Origin of the sequence: Acinetobacter shaoyimingii, assembly GCF_011578045.1 — a bacterium.
Lineage (GTDB): Bacteria > Pseudomonadota > Gammaproteobacteria > Pseudomonadales > Moraxellaceae > Acinetobacter > Acinetobacter shaoyimingii.
On record NZ_CP049801.1, the window covers coordinates 1,853,723 to 1,875,670 of the forward strand.

Annotated in this window: 26 protein-coding genes; 12 read left to right on the top strand and 14 right to left on the bottom strand. The window is 38.1% G+C overall.

From position 1 onward, the window contains the following. Positions 1-10: 10 nt before the first annotated feature. The 4 genes from G8E00_RS08255 to G8E00_RS08270 form a co-directional block, all read right to left on the bottom strand. On the bottom strand, positions 11-118 hold the full coding sequence (locus G8E00_RS08255) for a DUF2474 domain-containing protein (RefSeq protein WP_166009933.1): 108 nt from the start codon (positions 116-118) through the stop codon (positions 11-13). A gap of 14 nt (positions 119-132) precedes the next feature. Next, positions 133-1,140 (bottom strand): cytochrome d ubiquinol oxidase subunit II, encoded by a 1,008-nt coding sequence (cydB, locus tag G8E00_RS08260; protein ID WP_166009931.1) that lies wholly within the window; start codon positions 1,138-1,140, stop codon positions 133-135. Next, positions 1,137-2,576: a cytochrome ubiquinol oxidase subunit I gene (locus tag G8E00_RS08265; RefSeq protein WP_166223620.1), complete on the bottom strand. Its 1,440-nt coding sequence runs from the start codon at positions 2,574-2,576 to the stop codon at positions 1,137-1,139. The genes cydB and G8E00_RS08265 overlap by 4 nt, the downstream gene beginning before the upstream one ends. A 216-nt stretch (positions 2,577-2,792) precedes the next feature. Next, complete coding sequence (locus G8E00_RS08270) at positions 2,793-3,176, bottom strand: DUF2946 domain-containing protein (RefSeq protein WP_166009927.1); 384 nt, start codon at positions 3,174-3,176, stop codon at positions 2,793-2,795. A 298-nt stretch (positions 3,177-3,474) separates the two neighbouring features. Here G8E00_RS08270 and G8E00_RS08275 point away from each other — a divergent pair, with 298 nt between their 5' ends. Together G8E00_RS08275 and G8E00_RS08280 are read left to right on the top strand one after the other, a co-directional pair. After that, a complete protein-coding gene (locus tag G8E00_RS08275) occupies positions 3,475-3,915 on the top strand; it encodes a MarR family winged helix-turn-helix transcriptional regulator (RefSeq protein ID WP_166223623.1) in 441 nt (146 codons plus the stop codon). Continuing rightward, positions 3,912-5,123 (top strand): MFS transporter, encoded by a 1,212-nt coding sequence (locus G8E00_RS08280; RefSeq protein WP_166223626.1) that lies wholly within the window; start codon positions 3,912-3,914, stop codon positions 5,121-5,123. The genes G8E00_RS08275 and G8E00_RS08280 overlap by 4 nt, the downstream gene beginning before the upstream one ends. A gap of 149 nt (positions 5,124-5,272) precedes the next feature. Here the strand turns inward: G8E00_RS08280 and G8E00_RS08285 are convergent, their stop codons facing one another. The 6 genes from G8E00_RS08285 to galE all read right to left on the bottom strand — a co-directional run bounded on the left by G8E00_RS08285 (position 5,273) and on the right by galE (position 10,859). Next, complete coding sequence (locus tag G8E00_RS08285) at positions 5,273-5,875, bottom strand: nitroreductase family protein (protein ID WP_166223628.1); 603 nt, start codon at positions 5,873-5,875, stop codon at positions 5,273-5,275. Positions 5,876-6,167: 292 nt separating this feature from the next. Continuing rightward, positions 6,168-6,659 carry a hypothetical protein gene (locus tag G8E00_RS08290; RefSeq protein WP_166223631.1) on the bottom strand — a complete coding sequence of 164 codons (492 nt, stop codon included), beginning with the start codon at positions 6,657-6,659 and terminating at the stop codon, positions 6,168-6,170. A gap of 725 nt (positions 6,660-7,384) precedes the next feature. Next, positions 7,385-7,789, bottom strand: a complete 405-nt coding sequence (locus tag G8E00_RS08295) for a type II toxin-antitoxin system HicB family antitoxin (RefSeq protein ID WP_166223634.1) — start codon at positions 7,787-7,789, stop codon at positions 7,385-7,387. A 48-nt stretch (positions 7,790-7,837) separates the two neighbouring features. Continuing rightward, positions 7,838-8,020: a type II toxin-antitoxin system HicA family toxin gene (locus tag G8E00_RS08300; RefSeq protein WP_166223638.1), complete on the bottom strand. Its 183-nt coding sequence runs from the start codon at positions 8,018-8,020 to the stop codon at positions 7,838-7,840. A gap of 247 nt (positions 8,021-8,267) precedes the next feature. Further along, on the bottom strand, positions 8,268-9,662 hold the full coding sequence (gene fumC, locus G8E00_RS08305) for a class II fumarate hydratase (protein WP_166223641.1): 1,395 nt from the start codon (positions 9,660-9,662) through the stop codon (positions 8,268-8,270). Positions 9,663-9,857: 195 nt separating this feature from the next. Further along, on the bottom strand, positions 9,858-10,859 hold the full coding sequence (galE, locus tag G8E00_RS08310; protein ID WP_166223644.1) for a UDP-glucose 4-epimerase GalE: 1,002 nt from the start codon (positions 10,857-10,859) through the stop codon (positions 9,858-9,860). A gap of 73 nt (positions 10,860-10,932) precedes the next feature. Between galE and tusD the strand changes: the two genes are divergently transcribed. From tusD to G8E00_RS08330, 4 genes are read left to right on the top strand one after another with little or no spacing between them, the layout of a single operon-like run. Further along, the gene (gene tusD, locus G8E00_RS08315) at positions 10,933-11,301 is read left to right on the top strand and encodes a sulfurtransferase complex subunit TusD (protein ID WP_166009913.1); all 369 of its coding nucleotides are present in this window, start codon (positions 10,933-10,935) and stop codon (positions 11,299-11,301) included. Between the two features lie 43 nt (positions 11,302-11,344). Beyond that, positions 11,345-11,695 (top strand): hypothetical protein, encoded by a 351-nt coding sequence (locus G8E00_RS08320; protein ID WP_166009911.1) that lies wholly within the window; start codon positions 11,345-11,347, stop codon positions 11,693-11,695. A 6-nt stretch (positions 11,696-11,701) separates the two neighbouring features. After that, complete coding sequence (locus G8E00_RS08325) at positions 11,702-11,986, top strand: DsrH/TusB family sulfur metabolism protein (protein ID WP_166009909.1); 285 nt, start codon at positions 11,702-11,704, stop codon at positions 11,984-11,986. 60 nt (positions 11,987-12,046) lie between these two features. Beyond that, the gene (locus G8E00_RS08330; protein WP_166009907.1) at positions 12,047-12,370 is read left to right on the top strand and encodes a TusE/DsrC/DsvC family sulfur relay protein; all 324 of its coding nucleotides are present in this window, start codon (positions 12,047-12,049) and stop codon (positions 12,368-12,370) included. A gap of 217 nt (positions 12,371-12,587) precedes the next feature. Here G8E00_RS08330 and G8E00_RS08335 read toward each other — a convergent pair whose 3' ends face one another. Together G8E00_RS08335 and G8E00_RS08340 are read right to left on the bottom strand one after the other, a co-directional pair. Beyond that, on the bottom strand, positions 12,588-13,031 hold the full coding sequence (locus G8E00_RS08335; RefSeq protein ID WP_166223649.1) for a hypothetical protein: 444 nt from the start codon (positions 13,029-13,031) through the stop codon (positions 12,588-12,590). 78 nt (positions 13,032-13,109) lie between these two features. Further along, positions 13,110-13,457, bottom strand: a complete 348-nt coding sequence (locus G8E00_RS08340) for an immunity protein Imm33 domain-containing protein (RefSeq protein ID WP_166223652.1) — start codon at positions 13,455-13,457, stop codon at positions 13,110-13,112. Positions 13,458-13,702: 245 nt separating this feature from the next. Between G8E00_RS08340 and G8E00_RS08345 the strand changes: the two genes are divergently transcribed. The 5 genes from G8E00_RS08345 to accC all read left to right on the top strand — a co-directional run bounded on the left by G8E00_RS08345 (position 13,703) and on the right by accC (position 18,177). Further along, positions 13,703-14,329: a LexA family protein gene (locus G8E00_RS08345; protein ID WP_227591347.1), complete on the top strand. Its 627-nt coding sequence runs from the start codon at positions 13,703-13,705 to the stop codon at positions 14,327-14,329. A gap of 9 nt (positions 14,330-14,338) precedes the next feature. Next, a complete protein-coding gene (locus tag G8E00_RS08350; RefSeq protein WP_166009901.1) occupies positions 14,339-15,667 on the top strand; it encodes a Y-family DNA polymerase in 1,329 nt (442 codons plus the stop codon). Between the two features lie 237 nt (positions 15,668-15,904). After that, entirely contained in the window at positions 15,905-16,360 is a 456-nt protein-coding gene (gene aroQ / locus G8E00_RS08355) for a type II 3-dehydroquinate dehydratase (RefSeq protein WP_166223655.1), read from the top strand. A gap of 17 nt (positions 16,361-16,377) precedes the next feature. After that, a complete protein-coding gene (gene accB, locus G8E00_RS08360; RefSeq protein ID WP_166009897.1) occupies positions 16,378-16,797 on the top strand; it encodes an acetyl-CoA carboxylase biotin carboxyl carrier protein in 420 nt (139 codons plus the stop codon). 15 nt (positions 16,798-16,812) lie between these two features. Further along, positions 16,813-18,177, top strand: coding sequence for an acetyl-CoA carboxylase biotin carboxylase subunit (accC, locus tag G8E00_RS08365; RefSeq protein WP_166009895.1), 1,365 nt, complete (start codon positions 16,813-16,815; stop codon positions 18,175-18,177). Positions 18,178-18,261: 84 nt separating this feature from the next. On the opposite strand, the gene G8E00_RS08370 is transcribed toward accC, so the two are convergent. After that, positions 18,262-18,744 (bottom strand): hypothetical protein, encoded by a 483-nt coding sequence (locus G8E00_RS08370; protein WP_166009893.1) that lies wholly within the window; start codon positions 18,742-18,744, stop codon positions 18,262-18,264. Positions 18,745-18,999: 255 nt separating this feature from the next. On the opposite strand from G8E00_RS08370, the gene G8E00_RS08375 reads away from it, so the two are divergent. Beyond that, positions 19,000-20,457: a GGDEF domain-containing protein gene (locus G8E00_RS08375; RefSeq protein WP_166223658.1), complete on the top strand. Its 1,458-nt coding sequence runs from the start codon at positions 19,000-19,002 to the stop codon at positions 20,455-20,457. A 63-nt stretch (positions 20,458-20,520) separates the two neighbouring features. Here the strand turns inward: G8E00_RS08375 and G8E00_RS08380 are convergent, their stop codons facing one another. Next, positions 20,521-21,681: an MFS transporter gene (locus G8E00_RS08380; protein ID WP_166223662.1), complete on the bottom strand. Its 1,161-nt coding sequence runs from the start codon at positions 21,679-21,681 to the stop codon at positions 20,521-20,523. Between the last annotated feature and the right edge of the window lie 267 nt (positions 21,682-21,948).

Sequence of the window (21,948 nt, forward strand, 5' to 3'; positions counted from 1 at the left end):
TTTTATATACTTAATAAGCGATTTGTATAAGCCATCTAAAAAAACCTGCGATAACAGCGAGCGCCATAAATCCAGCAAGCCACAGCAATATGAACCATTGAGCTTGAGATAGTTTCATCTATCATCTCTCCTTTAGTGATATCCTTCGTCACCCATTCTGACTTTATCTCTAAACACCCAGTACGATAGACCTGTATAAATCAAGATAATAGGAATCAAAATAAGTGCACCAATGAGAGCAAACAGCTGACTGCTTTCAGGTGCTGCAGCTTCCCAAATAGTCACCGATGGCGGAATAATATAAGGCCATAAACTGATCATAAAACCTGTATAAGCTAAAAATACCAAAGCCAATGACCAGATAAATGGACTTAATTCATCACGTTTTTTACATGCTCTGAGTACCAAGAAGGTAAATAGCACCACTAAAATAGGTACAGGACTAAAATAAAAAATGTGTGGCTGACTAAACCATCTTTCTGCGATTTCAGGATGTTGTAATGGTGTGTATAAACTTACTGCAGCAAAAGTCAGAAATAAGATGATGATGAGTTTCGGCATGAGTTGATACATTCTATCTTGTAGATCATGATCCGTTTTGAAAATTAACCAACCACAACCTAATGCCGCATATAAAATAATCACGGCAAAACCTGTAAACAGACTAAAGGGCGTCAACCAGTCAAAACCTCCACCTACATAAACATGATTTTCAACTTTAATTCCCTGAATATAAGCACCTAGAATCACCCCCTGTAAAAAACTTGCCAATACCGAGCCTGAAATAAATGCTTTATCCCAAAAATGCCGACTACGATCACTGGCTTTAAATCTAAATTCGAAAGCCACACCTCGGAAAATAAGCGCAATCACCATTAAAATAATTGGCAAATACAAAGCAGACAAAACGGTCGCATAGACCATTGGAAATGCTGCATATAAAGCGGCTCCACCTAAGACCATCCAAGTTTCATTGCCATCCCAGACAGGTGCAACGGTGTTCATCAGCACATCGCGTTCTTGCTGTTGTTTAAACAATGGAAATAAAATACCAATCCCTAAATCGAAACCATCTAAAACAACATAGATAAATACACCAACGGCGATAATAACAACCCAAATCAGAGATAAATCAATCATTGTTTAGGCTCCTTCTGCTCAGGATCTTCTGCATCTTCTGTAAACGTGCTAAGTGGGCGTTTAGATGCCTGAATCACAGTTGCATCGTCATGAGTATCATTGACCGATGAATGTATGAATTGTGGACCTAGATGCATCAGTTTCAACATGTAATAAATCCCCACACCAAAGACCACACAATAAACCACCACAAAAATAATCAGCGTGAATCCTACTTGCTCAGCAGATACAGGTGATAACGCATCCTTAGTCCTCATCACGCCATAAACCACCCAAGGCTGACGACCGACTTCTGTGGTAAACCAACCCGCTAAAAGTGCAATAAATCCAGCTGGTCCCATGAGTACAGCAAAACGTTGTAGCCACTTATTCTCAAAAAGTTTGCCATCTTTACGCTGAAATAAAGCAAATAAAGCGAGCAGAATCATTAGAACGCCTAATCCCACCATGATTCTAAAACTCCAGAACACAATAAGTGAGTTCGGTCGATCTTCAGGTGCAAACTCTTTGAGTCCTAAGACTTTGCCATCGAGTGTGTGGGTCATAATTAAACTGCCCAGATTGGGAATACCAATGGCATATTTGGTTTCTTCTGCTTGCATATCTGGAATACCAAATAAATAAAGCGGCATACCTTCATCATGATTGGTTTCCCAATGTCCCTCAATCGCAGCAAGTTTGGCAGGTTGATGTTTTAAGGTATTTAAACCATGCAAGTCACCAATAAACATTTGTAATGGTGCGAGTACCAAAAGCATCCAAAGCGCCATGGAGAATGATGTTTTGACCAATGCATCACGACGTCCTTTGAGTAAATGCCAAGCTGAAGTTGCAGCGACCAAAAGCGCAGAAACTAAAAATGCGGCCGCAGCCATATGCATCAATCGATATGGAAATGAAGGGTTGAAAACAATGGCAAACCAGTCTTGTGGCACAATAATGCCATTTTCAATTAAAAACCCTTGAGGTGTCTGCATCCAACTGTTTGAGGACAAAATCCAAAACATCGATATACATGTCCCGATCGCCACCATACAGGTTGCAAAGAAGTGTGCTCTCGGTCCAACACGCCCCCAACCAAATAACATAATGCCAAGGAAACCAGCCTCTAAGAAAAAGGCACTTAAAACCTCATACGTCAGTAATGGTCCAGTGACACTTCCTGCCACACGTGAAAACTCACTCCAATTGGTTCCGAACTGATAACTCATCACCACACCAGAGACCACACCCATACCAAAGGCTATAGCAAATATCTTCACCCAAAATTTAAATAAATCTTGATAAATTGGATCTTTGGTCTTGAGCCATCGCCACTCTAAAACTGCTAGAAAACTGGCCAAACCAATCGAAATGGCAGGAAAAATAATATGGAAAGAGACCGTAAAGGCGAATTGTATACGTGCCAATTCAAGTGCTGTAAATCCAAGACTCATATCTGCCTCCAATGGATTTCAAATCGCTTTTTTATTACATCTAATAAGTGGCTTGTCTTTTGCTGAGCGAAAGCTTTAATGCAAAAACATGGTGACGCTTGTAAATCACGCCATTTCAATAGGTTTAAATACATTACCATTTGAATTGTCATTTGAATTCTCGTTATAAAATTTTAGTCATATTTGAGCGAATCAAATTGATAGAAAACATTAGAACTATTGAAATGGCGGGGCTCGGCCTTGAGGTAAAAGATAGAGTCGTTGTAAGGCGAAATAGATATTTTGCGCATTTTTTGCAAAAGCCATCATTCGAACTTTGATTCTAACCTGTACTTCCTTAATGCCAATTTCAGGTGTGACAACCAGATTTCCATACAGAACACAATATTGACACTGATGATTTAAAGCCTGATGTTCGTGATCACTCTGTTTGGTTATTTCATACTGATAAATAGCATTTGGCTCTAGATGTTGATGAGCTGTTAAAACCCGTAATTCGTGAGTCACTTTCTGACAAACAGACTCAATCTGATAGTGCTTTGGTAATAATGGCTGTAAGAAAACCGAAAGCTGTAAAAGGATTGTTGCAAAAGCCAGCATTAACCCGCTTATTCTGAACAAAATATTTTCTCGACTTCCCACTTATACAGTTAAGACATACGACTGATTGGATGCTCTTCAATTCATTCGCTTATATCAGCTGTTTTAGGATTAAAAATACATGGATAGAACAACTTGAGACATTAAATTTTGCTCATCCTTTAATCACTATAGCCCATTGGTTTTTTTTTGAAAGCCATGCACTATAAATCGCCTGAAAAGTTACAAATCTCAACGATTGAATAAAAAACAAGCTCGGCGTATAGTAACGATAATTTAGTTACCCTAGTTAACTATTATGTCATCCAAAATCAAATATCGAACTGCACTGCTCCGTTGTGCTCGCCTGTTGAGTGATGAGCTGAATCATGTGCTCAGTCCATTTCAAATCAATTATTCATTGTGGCAAGTGATTTATGTGCTAAATGAAAAAACCGAATGTACCTCCATTGAACTTGCCCAATATTTAAATGTTTCAAAACCTTCTATTACCAAACGGATTCAGGTACTTGAACAATTAAATGTAATTGAACATGTGCATACTGAAGACAAACGCCAAAAAATGTTGAGATTAAATACTGAAGGTTTGCAACTGTATCAACAATGTTCAGCTACGATTGATGACTACGAATTAGGGTTATTGCAAGATATAAATACCCATGATTTAGACGTGTCATTACAGACTTTAACCGAGTTAATGAGGATTTTAGAAAATACATCTGTTGGAGCACAATCATGAGCGAAAACAAACAACCACTCTGGACAAAAAACTTCATTTTGGTCAGTGCAATCAACTTCCAACTGGTTTTGACGTTCTATCTTTTGGTGATTGTGATTGTTGGTTACTCTGTTGCTGAACTCGGGGCAACTACAGCGCAAGCAGGACTGGTATCTGGTCTATTTATCATTGGTACACTCGTTGGACGTTTTCTGGTCGGTAAGTTTTTAGAGCGCTTTGGACATCGAATGACCTTGATTACTGGTCTCATTGGTTTTTTACTGTTTTCTGGTTTGTATTTTATCAAACTGGATATTTCTATGCTGCTGATTGTGCGTTTTATGCATGGTTTTATGATGGGCATTGCCTCAACGGTTTTAGGAACCATCATTGCACAGATTATTCCTGCCACACGGCGTGGTGAAGGTATTGGTTATTACAGTTTAAGTAGTACTGTCGGCACGGCAATTGGACCATTTCTAGCCATCTGGATGATGCTGCATTTGGGCTATCAAGCAATTTTCATTTTTTCGAGTGTTATTGCCTTAAGTTGTGTGATAGTCGGGCTTAATATTGGAGTTCCAAAAATTCAATCTGCTGAAAATAAATTGGAAACAGCTGTAAATGTTCAAAAGCCGAGTTGGATTTCACAATTTATTGAAGTGAAAGCTTTACCCATTTCTTTTATCATGCTGATTGCATCGATTTGCTATTCAGGTGTTTTATCGTTTATTAGTTTCTATGCCAAAGAAATTAACTTGGTCCAAACTGCATCTATGTTTTTCTTGATGTATGCCTTAGCGATTATGATTTCTCGTCCTTTTACTGGACCACTGCTCGATCGTAAAGGTGAAAATATCATTATGTATCCTGCCTTTGTGATTATGGCACTTGGCTTATTTTTACTGAGTCAGGCGCATAGTCCTTGGATGCTGTTACTTAGTGCAGGTCTACTCGGTCTAGGCTATGGCAATATTCAATCTGTTTGCCAAACAGTTGCGGTGAAAAGTGCCAGTATTGAACGCATGGGCTTTGCCACTTCGACTTTCTTTATTTTCCTTGATGCAGGCTTAGGCTTTGGTCCTTATTTTATTGGAATCGCCTTAAACTATATTGGTTATTCACAGTTATATTTTTTTAGTGCCATTGGCGCAGCTTTATCGATGATCGTCTATTTCTTTTTACATGGTAGAAAGGCATCGATAAAGAACCAACTGAAAGCAGCATAAATTGCATGATCCGATGAAAACAAAGATAAGCAAAAAGGTAAGCTAAAAAGATAAACAAAATAATAGTGCTATAAAAAATCCCATGAGGTCATTTCAACTGGCATGGGATTTTTTATTAATATGGCTTTAAACGTATTTAAATGGTTTTTTTATTTAAACACTTTAAAACGTTCAGCATCATCGATATATGATTTTGGCGCAGGTTCACCTTCAATTGAACCAAACACGATTTGCGCACGTAGCTTCCAGTTTTCAGGCACATTCCATTCTGCGTGAACTTCTGCATCAACCACTGGATTATAATGTTGTAGCGATGCACCAACGCCATCTGCATGTAAAGCTGACCACACTGCAAATTGTGCGATTGCAGTTGAATGTTCAGACCAGATTGGGAAGTTTTCTGCATAGAGTGCAAATTTGTCTTGTAAGCCTTGAATCACGTCTTGGTCTTCGAAGAATAATACTGTGCCTACGCCTGCGGCAAAGCTATCCATTTTCGCAGCTGTTTTTGCCGCTGCTGCTTCATCTGTTGCATAAGATTTTAATTTTTCTTTGACAAAGCCCCAAAACTTTTCATGTTCTGCATTAAATAGAATCACCGCACGTGAAGATTGCGAGTTAAATGACGATGGGCTTTGTTTGATTGCATTTTGAATCAAATCAGTGAGGTATTCTGGTGTGTGTTCTACATTTTTACCAATGGCGTAGATGGTACGGCGTTTATTAATTAAATCTAAAAACTGATTCGACATTCTTGGAAATCCTTGAATATATACTCGGGGAAATACAATACTTCATGTGAATATTCATTAGTTAAATTAAACAACTGAAGATTTTTCAATCTTCTTCACATGAGGGTTTTCATCGTATTTGGCTATTTTTGCAAATAAAATATGCAGAAATTAAGCCAAACGCGATGTAGTGAATTGATCATAAACATTTTATCTGGATTTGCTTTGCATTTATTTATCAAAACATATCATCAGAATGAAAAAATCCCCCTAGATCAGGAGGATTGAATGATTCTGTTTCGACTTGTCAGTTTTAAAACTTTGCCATCAAAACATTGTTCGATACATTATTTTTCCAAAGATCACGCAATGTTGGTAGATAGAACTTTTCACCGAGCTCCACCAGTTCAGCATCAATCAATGCATGCGTTTCGTGCATGAATAAGTAATCCAGCTCCACTGTTGTAAGCTTTGGCTGTGCTTTGGCATAGCTTGCACGTTTTTGTTGTGCATTTTTCACCAATTGATCGGCAAAGTTACGGTCTTTGTATTGGGTAATGGCGTTGAGTCGGAGTTCAATGATGCCCCAACCCGTAAGAAGCAATTTAAAGGTTTCAAAGTCTTTAGAGGTTGATTCCCATGTCATGTCCTCTAAGTTTTCATCTTTTGGAAGTACTGGCAATAACAGTTCCATGACACTTGGGAAAATCTTTTTGAAATTGAGAATAAATTTAACAGGATGCTCACCTGGATAGTCTTTGAATTGAACGTTTTTCTGAACATCTGTTAAATAAATATCGAGCATTAAAAAATCCTTGGAGATAGCACTGTCTAATGTTCATGGGGGCTTATCATTTGAACACAACATGAAACAGACAGCTTAAAGAAGCGATGTGCATTTTAGCAAGTATGGCGTTTGAATCAATGCCTATTCTTTACTGCAATCTTTGATCTCATAGATTTATGTGTTGAATTACTCTAATCTATATCAATGAACAATAATAATTCCAAAATATCAAAATGAAAAACTTAACACTTCTCGGTTGGTGTCTTCTAAATATTCAACTCATTATTGGATTTACATATTCTTATGATTTTTTGCATCGTCATGTCATCATGTACAATGTCTTGCCTTTTATCCTCTTAGTCTTTATTTGTTCAAATCTACTCTTTCATATTCTTAAGTTTATTAAACTCTATAGCTTACGTGCGTTTATAGTCATTATATGCTCTGCATCACTGATGGCTATTTTGATCATCATAATCAATGAAAAAGGCATAGCCTTGACCAAAGCCAACATTATCAATTTAGTAGAGCCATTGTTCATCTTAATGCTTGGTAGCATCTTTCAATTATTATTGTTTATTACGACACCAGTATCGTTAATCATTGAACTCTTTACTCGTTGGAAATTAAAAAAAAAATTGCAAAGTAACACACTGTTTAATAAAGATTTATTAAGATTTATATAAGTTCACAATCAAGAGAATAAAAAACCCGCCATAAGACGGGTTTATTCTTAATACATGTTATGCATGCAGCATTCTTTCTGCACTCGCAGCTAAAAATGCCGACCGTGATTTATAACGAGTGTCTTTTTTTACACGATCATCAATTAAATGGATTAAACGGCTTGGCAGAGTAACATTTACTTTTTCAGCCTTACCTAAGTAACGACTAACATCAACATCAACGACAGCCCAAACCATACCCTTATAATCTTCATCATCAAAGAAATTAGAAGCCTCTGAAGGTAAAGGAATCTCTTCGCCTTCTTCTGCTAAAATTTCTAAATGACCTGCGATTGCCTCTTTAGCGTTCTCAAGCGCCTCCTCCAAAGTATCTCCAGCTGAGAAACACCCTTGAATATCAGGGACAATCACACCGAAAGCTTCCTTATCTGAGCCTCTCTCTACTGCGATTGGATATAACATGATTACTCTCCAAACAGGGTCAATAAAAATATCTGGAATTGCTGCGGGTCACTTTAGACCCGCTTGCTTCAAAATGCTATTCACAGTGCCAGATGGTAAATCCTTTTTAGGATGAGGAATTGTGACCAATCCCTTTTTTGTTGGATGCTTAAAGTGATGATGATCACCCTTACATCTAACCTGATACCAACCGTCTGCTTCAATCATTTTGATTAAATCCAGACTTTTCATTTAACCCTCTATATTTACATTATGGAAAATATTATAACCCTAGAGTTATATTTAATCAATAACTCTAGAGGTATGTTTAAAAATATCACCTGTAGAATTAAAAAACACCTGAAATAAATAAGACTATGAGATAGCCTATAAAGTTAAAATACCTCGACTGGAGAAAATCAATTTTAGATAAATATAAAGCACATATTTAATATGTAAAAAATCCCTCAACTGAGGGCTTTTTTACATCACAAATTTATTATTTCGTATTCGGTGAAACCATATTTTCAGGAACAACCACTTCATCAAACTGCTCAGGCGTCACCAGATTCAGCTCAACAGCAACTTGTTTTAGGGTTTTGCCTTCTTTATACGCAGTTTTCGCCACTTTCGCTGCATTCTCATAACCAATCACAGGGTTTAACGCAGTTACAAGCATTAACGAGTTATGAAGGAAATGGTCAATCTTCTCAACATTCGGCTCAATACCTACGGCACAATGGTCATTAAAGCTATTACACGCATCACCCAATAAACGAATCGATTGAATCAAATTAAATGCAATCACAGGCATAAATACATTCAATTCAAAATTACCCGATGCACCTGCCACATTAATGGTCGTGTCGTTCCCTAACACTTGTGCCACCACCATGGTCATGGCTTCACTTTGGGTTGGATTCACTTTCCCTGGCATAATGCTTGAACCAGGTTCATTTTCAGGAATACGAAGCTCGCCCAAACCACAACGTGGACCACTTGCTAACCAACGCACATCATTGGCAATTTTATTTAAGCTCACAGCTAAGGTTTTTAATGCACCAGAAGCAAATACAGCAGCGTCACGACCTGCCAAAGCTTCAAACTTATTTGGTGCAGTCACAAAAGGTAAACCAGTCAGTTTCGCCAATTGCTCAGCAGCTTTGACGGCATAATCAGGATGGGCATTTAAACCTGTACCCACAGCCGTACCACCCAAAGGCAATTCATACAAACCTTCAAGCGCTTGATTCAAACGTTTTAAACCATGATCGAGCTGTGACACATAGCCACTAAACTCCTGACCTAAAGTCAACGGCGTTGCATCTTGTAAATGCGTACGACCAATTTTCACAATACTTTCAAACGCTTTTGATTTTTCATCGAGTGTATTGCGTAATTGTTTAACCGCAGGAATCAACAATTCATTGATCAATAAGCTTGATGCCACATGAATTGAAGTTGGAAATGAGTCATTGGTGGATTGTGCACGATTGACGTGATCATTTGGATGAACAGGCTTTTGCGAACCTAAGGGATTGCCCAATTTCTGATTGGCAATATTGGCAATCACCTCATTACAGTTCATGTTACTTTGCGTACCTGAACCTGTTTGCCAGACCACCAATGGAAATTGATCATCCCATTTACCTGCAATCACTTCTTCTGCAGCATCAACAATATATTTAGATAATTCTTCAGGAATTTGATTCAGTTCTGCATTAGTAATAGCAGCGGCTTTTTTCACTAAGCCCATACCACGAATCATCGCACGTGGTAGACGTTCACCACCAATCTTAAAATTTTGCAAACTACGTTGAGTTTGGGCGCCCCAGAGTGCTTCGCTCGGTACTTCTACGTCGCCCATCGTGTCATGTTCAATACGTGTTTGCATGCTACACCTCTATCCAGTTTTGCTTGTCATTTGATTGTATAACTGACTATATAACGATCACTTTAACCCAGATCTCTGAATTCATGTCATCTTTAGTGATTCAGATTGATCTAAGCTCATAGTCATACTAATCAAATCAGTTACAATTGTAAATAATTATCATTTATATATTGATACTTCATTCTGGTTTAAAAATTAATTTTTTAAACTGTTTTGATAAAACTTCCATTGATCTTGAATCATTTGTTCTATCGAGCGTTTCGCGGTCCAATTCAATATAGTCTTGGCTTTATCACTTATAGATGCTGTTTCTTGTAATTCTTGATAACGATATTGTGCATCTACTGTTTTAATTTCAGTTTCAGTCACTTTTTCAATACTATGGATTAAATTTTGAATCGAGCTTTGATGTCCCATAATATCGAAGGATTCACAACCACCTTGTCGGCTTTGCATCCAAAACAAACTGGCAAAAATCGCATCACAGACATCCAGTACATGGACAAATTGACGAATGACTGTACCGTCTGAAGTTTCTGAATGTCGTTGTAACTCTATGCAGTCTCGTTGCATGGCTGCGACCTGCATCGCCAAAGGCACAATATTTTTTGGTAATGGTGGTACCAACTCACCCAAAATACCATTTTCAAATGCACCCATAACATTGCTGAGTCTTAAGATAGACACATTCCATTCTGCATCGGTTTTAGCGGTATCACGAATGATCTCTTCAATCATCTGCTGTGACTTGATATAAGGGTTTGGATTGGTCGCGTTAAATACAATTTCTTCACTGAGTTCTAAACTTGATAGCCCATAAATAGCCAAACTTGATAAATGCACCAGTTTACGTACACCTGTACGTTGCATGGCACGCAACAAACTCATGATGCAACTGACATTGTCATTATAATATTCAAGCGGTTTTAGACGAGATTCTTCAATCGACTTAAAACCTGCTGTGTGGATCACGGCGTCAATCGAATACTGTTCAAAAATTTTATTTAATGCAGGGGTATTACGTACATCTAATTTTACAAAAGGTACATACATGCTAGAAATAAATTCAAGTCTTTCTAATGTCTGTAAGTTGGCATTGGCTAAATTGTCCACAATGACGACTTCTTGCCCATGTGCTAACAGGCTTAAAACCACATGTGAACCTATAAAGCCTAAACCACCAGTCACTAAAATCATTGTATACTACCTTTTTCGTTATAAAGTCTGAATGTTGCATTCATACGATGCACATTCTTCAAGTGAAGCCTCAATGAGTTCTTTATTACTAATTACCTCAGCTCCAAGTTCGATTCATGCCTGGCATGCACTTGGGCTTGCACAAGCATTGAAAGAGAAAAATCAGGATTTCCGAGTTTTCTTCTATCAGGACGGCGTTATGGTTGCGAATAATTTGCAATGGATTCCCGATGATCAAAGAAACCTTGCTTTAGAATGGGCAAAACTGAACATACGACTTCCTGTTTGTGTTAGTGCAGCCTTGGCTCGTGGTATTACTGACCAAGACAATGCACAACGTCATGCACTTCACACTCACAACCTCGCCCAAGGTTTTGAGCTCGTGGGTTTAGGTGAACTTGCAGATGCCGTTCAATCCGCTGAACGCATACTTCAATTTTAATTTCTTATTTTTAATTGACTGTAGCAATTGAAAGGTAAATTGTGTGAATACTGTACTGGTTATATTAACTCAAGCAAACTTAAGCAGTTTACAAGCGCATGAGAGCTTATCTGCAACCATGGTTTTGGCCACATTTGGCAGTGAAGTAAAAGTATTATTGCAAGATGCTGCATTGAGTTTGTTGCAATCCGATATGAATTTTGATGGATTAAAACATGCGTTTAAAATTGCATCCAATATGGTCGACAGTTTTGAGTTTTATGACCTTACCCCCATCTTGGTTGAAGCAAAATATCAAACGCATCCTTTTGTTGTCGCATCCAATCAAGAAATCGAATTTATTGACTTTAACACAGACTTTATTCAGTCTTTTGATCATGTTTTGTATTGGTAAATGAAAATGTCAAAAAATACGCTTTATCTGGTTCAATCGACTTTTTCAAATACCCCACACGTATTGGATAAAATTGCACAGATTTACGGTACTGAAGATGCCATTTTCCTCATGGGTGAATCTGCGCTTTATGTCCATGATGAACGCTTAAAGCCATATGCTAAGCTGTATGTATTGAACAACGATGCTGAAATGCTTACAAGTGAACTTGCATCGCATGTCCATCTTCTAAATTATGCACAATTTGCAGATTTAGTTTTAAGTTTTAAGCGCAGTATCAGTTTAAAATAAATCCTTAGATTTGAAGATTTTGACGTCTTCCTCCATTTTGTTATTTGCTTAGGCTATTTTATGACAACACAATTTGACCTCGAACTTGATCAAGATGGTCATTTGGTGGATTACACCATTTGGAATGAAGCTGTTGCTCAACAGTTGGCACAAAGCCTCGACCTTGAACTAACCCCTTGGCATTTTGAAATTTTACATGCGGTACGTCAGTTCTATGCACAATTTGGGCACTCTCCAGCAACACGTCCACTGATTAAATTTCTCATGAAAACAGTCAGCCCTGATGTAAACAACGCCGTGTTACAAGACAAGTTTCAAACTGGCTTAGTGGCACGTCATCTCAGTCGTTTAGCCGGTATCCCTAAACCTGCGAACTGTTTGTAAACATCTATTGGGCTATCTGACATAAAAAAACCCGCTTTCGCGGGTTCGGACGTCATCTGCATGAATGGATGACCATAAAAATATAGAGATTTAGATCAGGGAATATCTAAGCCCATATTTTTAATGCTTAAATTATAAAGGTAACTTACTTATCAATTCCCGCCATTTTCTTATCAATTTCTGACAAATAATGCCTTATAACAAATACAAATCTATTTTATTGACTGTTCACAAAATTATGTGGTTGATCCTGCTTCACAACACAAAAGCCTTTCTCACCCATCCCTGAACTTTTAAGGCTCTGTTGTTGACGGTCTAAAAAGGCTTTTGCTACATATTGCATCATTGCAGCATTCTTCAAGGTGTTATTTTGCTCAGACAATGCATAAATCCCCTCATAAGCCTGTATACGCTGACACAAGGCTTTTTTCTGCAGCGTTGCATCTGTCTCAGCTTCTGGTCCATCTAAAATTTTTTTAGTCTCATTGACTTGAGCAATGTATTGTTCAATCTGCTGATCATACTGCTCTTGAGTCAGGAGCGTTACTTGCTGAAGCGGTGTTTCCGAATGCACTTTTCGGTCAACACTGATCCTAATGTCTGCTGAAGCAATTGTTGCATTCAAGATTAAACAACTCAATAAGGCGAATTTTAATGTCATACAACAATCACTTTTTTGTTTTTAAGATTAAATTTATACCCTTTAAAAAGAATACAAACTCAATCTGGTCAGATTAAATTAAGGTAAAACAGCGTCCGCTTTCCACACATCTTCATAATCATCACGATCGATCATAAAGCGAAAACCTTCTTCTAAGGCTAAATACGGAATTGCTTCTGGTAAAATTTCTTCTAACTCTTTCACCGTTACAGTTTCAAAGAAATCTTCGCCTTCTCCTAACTCTCCACCATAAATAAACCATGCCACATTTTCATCCGTTTCTGGTTTTTTACGCAAACCTACGATTGGCTCTTGTTCTAAAGTATGTTTTGCAATCGCAATAACATCGTCTTCTTTAACTTTGATATATGCGGAATCAAATTCTTCACACACCAGTTTTTGTTCATCAATAAAATCTTGCAACATGGATGATTCCGTATAACACAATCGTTTAAATGTTGATTTTATGCGGATGTTGACGCATACACAATCATTCCCGATAAAATCAACCAAAGCCCAAACTACAACACCCTCGGAACAGTTAAAAATGATGATTTTTTAAACATTTATTAACCCATTAGAATTTGTGAAATATCCACTATTCCTAGGATTTAGACTTAAAATTTGCTATCTTGAAAACGTTACAAATTCAAGTAAAGGGGAAATGGGGTATGACAACAGCTCGAAATGACAATGAAGATGAACCACTGTCATCGTTCAAAACGCATGGCGGTCAACGTGCCAACTCAGGTCGAAAAGCACAATTTAAAGAAAAAACAGTGGTGATGCGTGTACCAGAATCCAAAGTCATTGAAATCAAAGAATGGCTAAAGCCGAAACCTGAAGATGATCGGATTGAGCATCTCGATTTAAAATCAATCCAGATTCATACCCAGCTCAAAATTCCTTATCCACTTGAGTCTGTGGCCGCAGGCTTTCCATCGCCTGCACAAGACTATACCGAAGACCATATCGACCTAAACGAATACCTGATTCAAAACCCGATTGCGACTTTTGTTTTGCGTGTCAATTCACTCTCGATGAAAAATGCGGGTATTGAAGTAGGTGATCAGATTTTAATTGATCGCAGCTTACAAGCTGAACACGGCGATATTGTACTTGCGCTCATTAACAACGAATTTACCGTTAAACGCCTGATGAAAGAAAAACAACAAGGGCAAAAAGATAAAATTTGGCTGAAAGCAGAAAATCCAGATTATCCGAATATCTATCCACACAGTGATGAGCAAATCATCATTTGGGGTGTCGTGACCTGTATTTTGAAAAAACTGAAATAGGTCACGCTCATGAACAGTACCTATGATCAAGAGATTTATGCGCTCATTGACATTAACAACTGCTATGTCAGCTGTGAGCGTATATTTAATCCCAGCTTGAACGGCAAGCCCGTTGTTGTGCTGAGCAACAATGATGGCTGCGTAGTATCACGTAGTAACGAAGCCAAAGCCCTGAATATTGGCATGGCTGTGCCGTGGTATGAAATAGAAAAAGAAGCACTGAAAGCTGGTGTACAGGTATTTTCTAGTAATTATGCTTTATATGGGGATATGTCACGGCGTTTCTTTGAACTTCTACATCAACATTTTAAAGATGAAGATTTAGAAGCCTATTCCATTGATGAATGTTTCATTCGATTAACCAGTTATCAAAAATTTTTCGATCTGGAAAAATATTGTCGTCAACTCTTAGCGCAAATTCAACAATGGCTGGGACTGCCTTGTTGTATCGGTATTGGATATACAAAAACTCAAGCCAAACTGGCCAATCATTTTGCCAAGAAACGTTCAGGATTTAACAGTGTCTGTTCTTTGCTACAGCTTGATTTATGCAGTCATGAACAACTGTTATTAGAGACTGACGTAAGTGATATCTGGGGTATAGGTCGAAAAATAAGCAAACAATTACAAGCTTACGGTATTTATAATGCCTATGACTTAACTTTTGCCAATGAACACCACATGGGTAAAGCCTTCTCAGTGGTTATGTCACGCACTATTCGTGAGCTAAAAGGTCAATCGTGCATTGCCTTGGATGATCCAGATATTCCCTCTAAACGCATCCTTTCATCACGCAGTTTTGCCTCTCCTATTCAGTCCAAGGCGCTCATTAAACAGGCTGTGGTTTTTCACTTAAATCGTGCCCATCAGCGCTTAACCGCACAGCAGCAACTTTGCGCCTGCGTGCATGTTTCACTATATGAAAAAATTCCAATTCCCCCGTATAAAAAGCCGACATCTTTTGTGGTTGGTCTGGCTTATGCAACCGATGATTTAATTGTTTTAACGCAAGCAACCGTTAGACAAATTGATGTTTTATTTAAAGAAAAAATAAACTATGTAAAGGTTGCCATCATGTTTTCTGCACTGCATACAAAGCAGCATCACACCCATGATCTATGGGAACCTTTAGCACTCATTCAACAACGAGATCATCTGATGCAGACCCTTGCCAATATGAAATCTCGTTTTGGTCCAGACAGCATTCAAGTGGGTTATCACTCACCATTAAACCAGTGGAAAATGAAACAACAACATCGCTCACCACGCTACACCACATGTTGGAATGAGATGCTCAGCATTGATGATTCCATGCTCTCTGTTACACAAATCAAATGAATACTTTTGGTCAATTGGGTTTAAAATGTGCAAAAGAATAAAACTTCATAAAAATGTCATTTTTTAACATTGCCAATTCCGTGCAAAGTTCGCAATATATGTCATCATCTTGATGTGTGTTTTTTCGCTCAGATTAAAACAATTTTTCCAATAAAAGTGAAAAAATATGCCATAATGAGCAAACTTTGCAGACATCTTGCAATGTTATTTTGCAACTTTCATATTGGAGTAGCCTTCATGAGTTCGACCATTTTGGTTATACATGGACCAAATTTAAATTTGCTAGGAAAGCGAGAACCAGAAGTTTACGGTCATCTCACCTTAGACGATATTAACCAGCAACTGGTCGAACAGTCTAAAAAACTCTCTATTAAAGTTGAAACTTTCCAAAGCAATTGGGAAGGCGCAATTGTTGACAGAATTCATCAAGCCCAAACAGAAGGCGTAAAATTTATTATTATCAATCCTGCAGCATTGACCCACACCTCTGTTGCCCTTCGTGATGCCCTTCTTGGCGTTGCCATTCCGTTTATCGAAGTACATTTGTCCAATGTCCACGCACGTGAAACATTTCGACATCACTCCTATTTATCCGACAAAGCTGTCGGTGTTATTTGCGGCTTAGGCGCACAAGGTTATCACTTCGCTTTAACCTTTGCGGCGCAAAAAATTCTATCTTCAACCAACATTTAATTCAGGAATACGCATTCATGGATATTCGCAAAATCAAAAAGCTCATCGACTTAATGATTGAATCTGATCTTCAATCGATTGAAGTTAAAGAAGGTGATCAATCCATTGCATTAGCGCGTCGTAATCCTATTGTTGCTGCTGGCGTACAACTCCCAACAGCTACAGCACCTGAAGCACCAGTGGTTAAAGCAGCTTCGCGTGGCGCAGTTGAAACATCTCCAATGGTCGGTGTGTTCTATGCAGCACCAAATCCAGGTGAAGCTCCTTTTGTCAATGTCGGGCAGACGATTTCTGCAGGCGAAACATTGGGAATCATTGAAGCCATGAAAATCATGAACCCAATTGAAGCAACGCAAAGCGGTGTAATTGAAGAAATTTTAGTGAAAAACGGTGATGTGATCCAATTCGGTCAACCATTATTCCGCTATCGCGCGTAATAGCTGGGGATTGATATGTTGCAAAAAGTTCTCATTGCAAACCGCGGCGAAATTGCTTTACGCATTACCCGCGCATGCAAAACCCTCGGGATTAAAACCGTTGGTATCTATTCAGATGCTGACAAAGACCTGATGCATCTTCGTTTCTGTGATGAAGCCGTTTGTATTGGTCCCGGTGCAAGCAGCGAAAGCTACCTCAATATTCCAGCCATTATTACTGCAGCTGAAATTACAGGCGCAGATGCCATCCACCCAGGTTATGGCTTCTTGTCTGAAAATGCAGAATTTGCTGAGATTGTAGAAAACTCAGGCTTTATCTTCATTGGGCCACGTCCAGAGCATATTCGCCTCATGGGCAATAAAGTCTCTGCAATTATGGCGATGCGTAAAGCAGGCGTACCTACCGTACCTGGTTCTGCACATGCCGTAACAACCAATAATGCATTAGCTGAAGCCAAAGAGATTGGTTTTCCATTGATTGTGAAAGCTGCCTCTGGTGGTGGTGGTCGTGGCATGCGCATTGTTGAACGTGTCGATACTCTACTTGAGTCTGTGCAAGCTGCACAACGTGATGCAGAAATGTGGTTTGGTGATGATACGGTCTATATGGAACGTTTCTTACAAAAACCTCGTCATGTTGAAGTTCAAGTTCTAGCCGATGGTAATGGTCATGCAGTTCACTTATACGACCGTGACTGTTCACTACAACGCCGTCATCAAAAAGTTTTAGAAGAAGCACCTGCTCCAAATTTACCTGAAGATGCACGTGCAGAAATTTTAGCAGCTTGTGTTAAAGCATGTGAACTCATGCAATACCGTGGTGCAGGTACATTCGAATTCTTATTTGAAGATGGTGAATTCTTCTTTATTGAAATGAATACCCGTGTTCAAGTTGAGCATCCTGTAACTGAAATGGTGACAGGCATCGATATTATTGAACAGCAACTACGTATTGCTGCTGGTTTGGGTCTCAATTTACAACAGGAAGATATCCAACTTCATGGCCATGCCATTGAATGCCGTATCAATGCAGAAGATCCAACCACATTCTTACCTTCACCGGGTAAAATTGAGCACTTCTACATGCCAGGTGGTGCAGGTATCCGTTTAGATTCACATATCTATTCAGGGTATAGCATTCCACCGTATTACGATTCAATGATTGCAAAATTGATTGCGCATGGTAAAGATCGTAAGACTGCGATCGCACGAATGAAACAAGCGTTGGATGAAGCAATTTTAACTGGGATTAAAACCAATATTCCATTACACAAAGATTTGATTCTTCAAGATAAGAATTTCTGTGAACAAGCGATGGATATTCATTACCTAGAAAATCACTTGCTTAAACAATTGCAAAGTGACGAAGTCAAAACATAATCTGAATAAGATTCAGATGAACAAAAAAGCCTCTAATTTCAATTAGAGGCTTTTTTTATGATTTAAATATTTTTAAATTAAAGCTTATGGCAATACACGGCGCAATGTTGCAAAACACTCTTGACCTTTTTCATTGGCACAAAACTGGATTTGATTAGGATTTTGCCATTTCACAAAATACTGAGACAGATCGCCAGTTTGATCTACTTGATTTCCTGAACAATCTTTTTCATTATTTTCATAGCGAATTTGCATCACCACAGTTGGCAACACTTCTTTGGTATTGTCTGGTGATGGTTGATATTCAAACAATCCCGCAGACCATTCCTGTGCACTATTAACAATGACTTCATTGGAGCCACGAAAATTATAATATTCGGTACAAGATTTTGTATTTGGAATACTCATGCCCCATAAACCTAAAATTTCAGGTCGAGTCTTAATTTGAATTGTGTTTTCAGTAGCTTGAAGATCTTGTGACTTAGCAGTAGCTGCTATTTTCTGGTCAGCATTTGAATAACCACATACCAAGCCTAAGAAAGCGATGAATAAAGCACGTTTTTTCATACATCATCTGTTAATAAAAACCTTAGAGGTAAATTAGCACATCTGACATGAAAATCCTGAAAAAATAACGGTATAAAAACAATTTAATTTGAATTTATTCAAAATGAGGCATAAGTCACATTTATCTTATAATTTAAGTACTTATAATTCAGCAAAAAGATTGAATATTTTATATAAGCGTTTATCCTAATATGTAGTCATTCGTAAAATAACGCGATTCCAAACTATTGAAACAAAGAATAACAGGACATTCAATTGTCAACACTTAATCAAAATCAAAACTTAACGTTAAAGCAAAATATTCAATCTTTCTGGATTGTTGGCTTAGTCATCGCATTAGCAGCATTGGCTGGAATATTGGGACGCCCCCTTGCATTTCTTGCTATGTTTTGGCCTGCAAATGCAATTTTATTGGGCTTATTCCTCAGGTTTAAATCGCTGAATAATCCGGGAGGTTGGTTGGGTGCATTTGTTGCGTTCATAATTGCCGATTTAATGACTGGAAACTATTTTTTACTCACCTTATGTTTAACCATTGCAAATCTATCTCACCCCTTCGCTTCCTTAACCCTTATACGCTTATTTAAATTAAATTTTAGAGAATACAATCAAGGTCTGACTTTTTTTTACCTGTTTTTAATCAGCGCATTTGGTGGATGTCTTGCTAGTGCCCTCTTTGCCATATTCACTGTGCCTTATATGCCCAATACCTTTATGGCAATGGATCGGCTTTGGACTGATTTTGGCATGTGGTGGACAGGTGAAATTCTTAACGTCATTACCTTTTTACCCATTGTTTTAGCATTACCCAGTTTAAAAGAATTTAAACAACTCGTTGCTGAGAAGAGACAACAAGGTTTTGAAATTCAAAATATTTTACCTATGCTTTTTATTATTGCATCGGTTGTTTTAGTTCATTTTTTTATTGGTCCAGGGGCAATCATGTTTCCCATTGCCGCACTCATTTGGGCGGCATTGACCTACAATTTATTCCTTGTAACGCTCATCAATTGTTTCGTTTGCATGTTCTTGTACAACAGTATTAGTGGTTACTATTTGACTGAATCACCAGATGCCTATATCTCAACAGCAATTTCGATTCGCATTGGACTATTTATGTTGGCTTTAGGACCATTAACCTTATCGATTATTAGCTTAAATAGACATAAGCTCTATCATCAAATTTTATATTTAGCCAACCACGATGAACTGACCACAGCTATGAATCGACGTTTCTTCTATGAGGAAGGCGAAAAAACTTTAAGCGCACAAACCACCGAAGCTGAAGCAGAAACGGTCAGTATTTTGGTTTTAGATCTGGATTATTTTAAAAAAATTAATGATACCTATGGACATGCAGTCGGAGATAAAGTGCTGAAAGAGTTCACAGCACAGGTCAAATCACAAATTCGATCACACGATTTGTTTGGACGCATTGGCGGTGAAGAATTTGCCATTTTGCTTAAAAATCTTAGCTTAAAACAAAGTGTTGAGATTGCGCAGCGTATTTGCAATAAAGTCGATTCCACACCTATATTGCTTGATGATGGTCAAGAATTATATATCAGCGTGAGTATCGGTTTAAGTTATCAAAGCCTGCCTTATTGCACACAAATTCAGCAACTCATTAATCGCGCAGATCATGCTTTATATCAAGCCAAAGAAAAAGGTCGCAATCAGCTGTGTTTGGAACCAGATTTACAAGCCAGTTAAAGCACGCCAATGAAAGAATTTAAACTTAGACAGGCTAAAGTTTAAGTCACTTAAACAGTACAGTTATTGGTTTGTAGTCATAACTTTAGGCAATCCACCCAAAAATATTAATCCAAAAATTGTTGCTAAACCCGCGAGTATAAAAATATGCTCTGCACCTAAAATGTTCCAATAATGCCCTGCCAAAATACTGCCTGATGCCACTCCCAAGCCCCACATCGTGCTGTACAAAGCCTGTCCACGACCTTGCTGACCTTGGGTGAAATTGGCAAAAATAATTCGCATCGCCAAAAGATGAAATAAACCAAAGCTAAAAGCATGCAATGTTTGTGATAAAAACTGCATCATAAACACATCAGGAAAGAGTCCCACGATGACAAAACGTAATCCCGTCATACACAGACACATCAAGACCAAAGTGCGCAATGAAAAATGCTTAAAAAATACATTGGCATAAGCAAACATGATAATTTCAGCAATCACCCCAACAGACCATAGTGTTCCAATCGCTGTCGTGCTAAAGCCCGAGAGTTTTAAATAATTACTGTAAAAACTATAAAACGGCGCTTGGGAAAAAAGCATCACAAACTCAATTAAAAATAAGGATGCCACTACAGGCTTCTTAAGCACAGGCCATAAGGGTTCGAGCTGTTTTTGTGCTTTGGGTGCGCTCGTAGGTTCCTTAACCATAAATGACCAAAGGAAAGCGGTAAAGGCGATACAAAGCAGTAAAATAGGCAACATAGAAATCGGAACAATTTCTAAAATTGCACCAATTATAAATACCCCAATAATAAAACCAATCGATCCCCATTTACGGACTTTACCGTACAATTCAGATCTTTTTTCGCCAAGCCAAAACAGCGTCACACCTTCAAATTGTGCCAATATCGCATTTTGAAAGAAACTAAATACCAGCATGAGAAATGCGACGGATTGAAAATTGTTGGGAATCACAAAGATTAAAAACCAAATCGTGGCTTCCATCCATGTTGCGATACGAACCAACAACATGCGTTTGCCAGATTTATCTGCCACCCATCCCCAAATGAACGGTGCAAAAAATCGGGTAATAATTGCAATTGAACTGAGTATGCCTATTTCGGAATAATCAAAACCTTGATCTTGTAGATACAAACTCCAATACGGCATAAATGTACCGACAATGGAATAATAGAAAAAGTAGAATCCTGCAAGTCGGTAATGGATGGGTATGGGTTGCATAAGGCGATGTCTATATATTCACGTATTAGTTGAAGAAACTGAATAAAATTAAATTTGCTTTAGAGTCGTGTCTATTGACCTCTCAGACTCGATCTATAATAAGTTATATTGAGGCTAATACATGTGAAATGTTTAATATCCTTTTGAATCTAGGGTCCGTTGAAAGTTCACAGATGGTTGCGACGACAAACATTTTTTGATTTAAAAAGTCCTCGATTGAGGACTTTATAATTGCATATTTGAATTCGATACCACCACGATACCGAC

What these genes read in the sequence shown, in the direction of transcription:
- G8E00_RS08255 (WP_166009933.1), bottom strand. Translation starts at nt 118, where the DNA reads ATGAAACTATCTCAAGCTCAATGGTTCATATTGCTGTGGCTTGCTGGA.
- cydB (WP_166009931.1), bottom strand. Translation starts at nt 1,140, where the DNA reads ATGATTGATTTATCTCTGATTTGGGTTGTTATTATCGCCGTTGGTGTA.
- G8E00_RS08265 (WP_166223620.1), bottom strand. Translation starts at nt 2,576, where the DNA reads ATGAGTCTTGGATTTACAGCACTTGAATTGGCACGTATACAATTCGCC.
- G8E00_RS08270 (WP_166009927.1), bottom strand. Translation starts at nt 3,176, where the DNA reads ATGCTGGCTTTTGCAACAATCCTTTTACAGCTTTCGGTTTTCTTACAG.
- G8E00_RS08275 (WP_166223623.1), top strand. Translation starts at nt 3,475, where the DNA reads ATGTCATCCAAAATCAAATATCGAACTGCACTGCTCCGTTGTGCTCGC.
- G8E00_RS08280 (WP_166223626.1), top strand. Translation starts at nt 3,912, where the DNA reads ATGAGCGAAAACAAACAACCACTCTGGACAAAAAACTTCATTTTGGTC.
- G8E00_RS08285 (WP_166223628.1), bottom strand. Translation starts at nt 5,875, where the DNA reads ATGTCGAATCAGTTTTTAGATTTAATTAATAAACGCCGTACCATCTAC.
- G8E00_RS08290 (WP_166223631.1), bottom strand. Translation starts at nt 6,659, where the DNA reads ATGCTCGATATTTATTTAACAGATGTTCAGAAAAACGTTCAATTCAAA.
- G8E00_RS08295 (WP_166223634.1), bottom strand. Translation starts at nt 7,789, where the DNA reads ATGTTATATCCAATCGCAGTAGAGAGAGGCTCAGATAAGGAAGCTTTC.
- G8E00_RS08300 (WP_166223638.1), bottom strand. Translation starts at nt 8,020, where the DNA reads ATGAAAAGTCTGGATTTAATCAAAATGATTGAAGCAGACGGTTGGTAT.
- fumC (WP_166223641.1), bottom strand. Translation starts at nt 9,662, where the DNA reads ATGCAAACACGTATTGAACATGACACGATGGGCGACGTAGAAGTACCG.
- galE (WP_166223644.1), bottom strand. Translation starts at nt 10,859, where the DNA reads ATGATTTTAGTGACTGGTGGTTTAGGCTTTATAGGTTCACATGTGGTT.
- tusD (WP_166009913.1), top strand. Translation starts at nt 10,933, where the DNA reads ATGAGTTCTTTATTACTAATTACCTCAGCTCCAAGTTCGATTCATGCC.
- G8E00_RS08325 (WP_166009909.1), top strand. Translation starts at nt 11,702, where the DNA reads ATGTCAAAAAATACGCTTTATCTGGTTCAATCGACTTTTTCAAATACC.
- G8E00_RS08330 (WP_166009907.1), top strand. Translation starts at nt 12,047, where the DNA reads ATGACAACACAATTTGACCTCGAACTTGATCAAGATGGTCATTTGGTG.
- G8E00_RS08335 (WP_166223649.1), bottom strand. Translation starts at nt 13,031, where the DNA reads ATGACATTAAAATTCGCCTTATTGAGTTGTTTAATCTTGAATGCAACA.
- G8E00_RS08340 (WP_166223652.1), bottom strand. Translation starts at nt 13,457, where the DNA reads ATGTTGCAAGATTTTATTGATGAACAAAAACTGGTGTGTGAAGAATTT.
- G8E00_RS08345 (WP_227591347.1), top strand. Translation starts at nt 13,703, where the DNA reads ATGACAACAGCTCGAAATGACAATGAAGATGAACCACTGTCATCGTTC.
- G8E00_RS08350 (WP_166009901.1), top strand. Translation starts at nt 14,339, where the DNA reads ATGAACAGTACCTATGATCAAGAGATTTATGCGCTCATTGACATTAAC.
- aroQ (WP_166223655.1), top strand. Translation starts at nt 15,905, where the DNA reads ATGAGTTCGACCATTTTGGTTATACATGGACCAAATTTAAATTTGCTA.
- accB (WP_166009897.1), top strand. Translation starts at nt 16,378, where the DNA reads ATGGATATTCGCAAAATCAAAAAGCTCATCGACTTAATGATTGAATCT.
- accC (WP_166009895.1), top strand. Translation starts at nt 16,813, where the DNA reads ATGTTGCAAAAAGTTCTCATTGCAAACCGCGGCGAAATTGCTTTACGC.
- G8E00_RS08370 (WP_166009893.1), bottom strand. Translation starts at nt 18,744, where the DNA reads ATGAAAAAACGTGCTTTATTCATCGCTTTCTTAGGCTTGGTATGTGGT.
- G8E00_RS08380 (WP_166223662.1), bottom strand. Translation starts at nt 21,681, where the DNA reads ATGCAACCCATACCCATCCATTACCGACTTGCAGGATTCTACTTTTTC.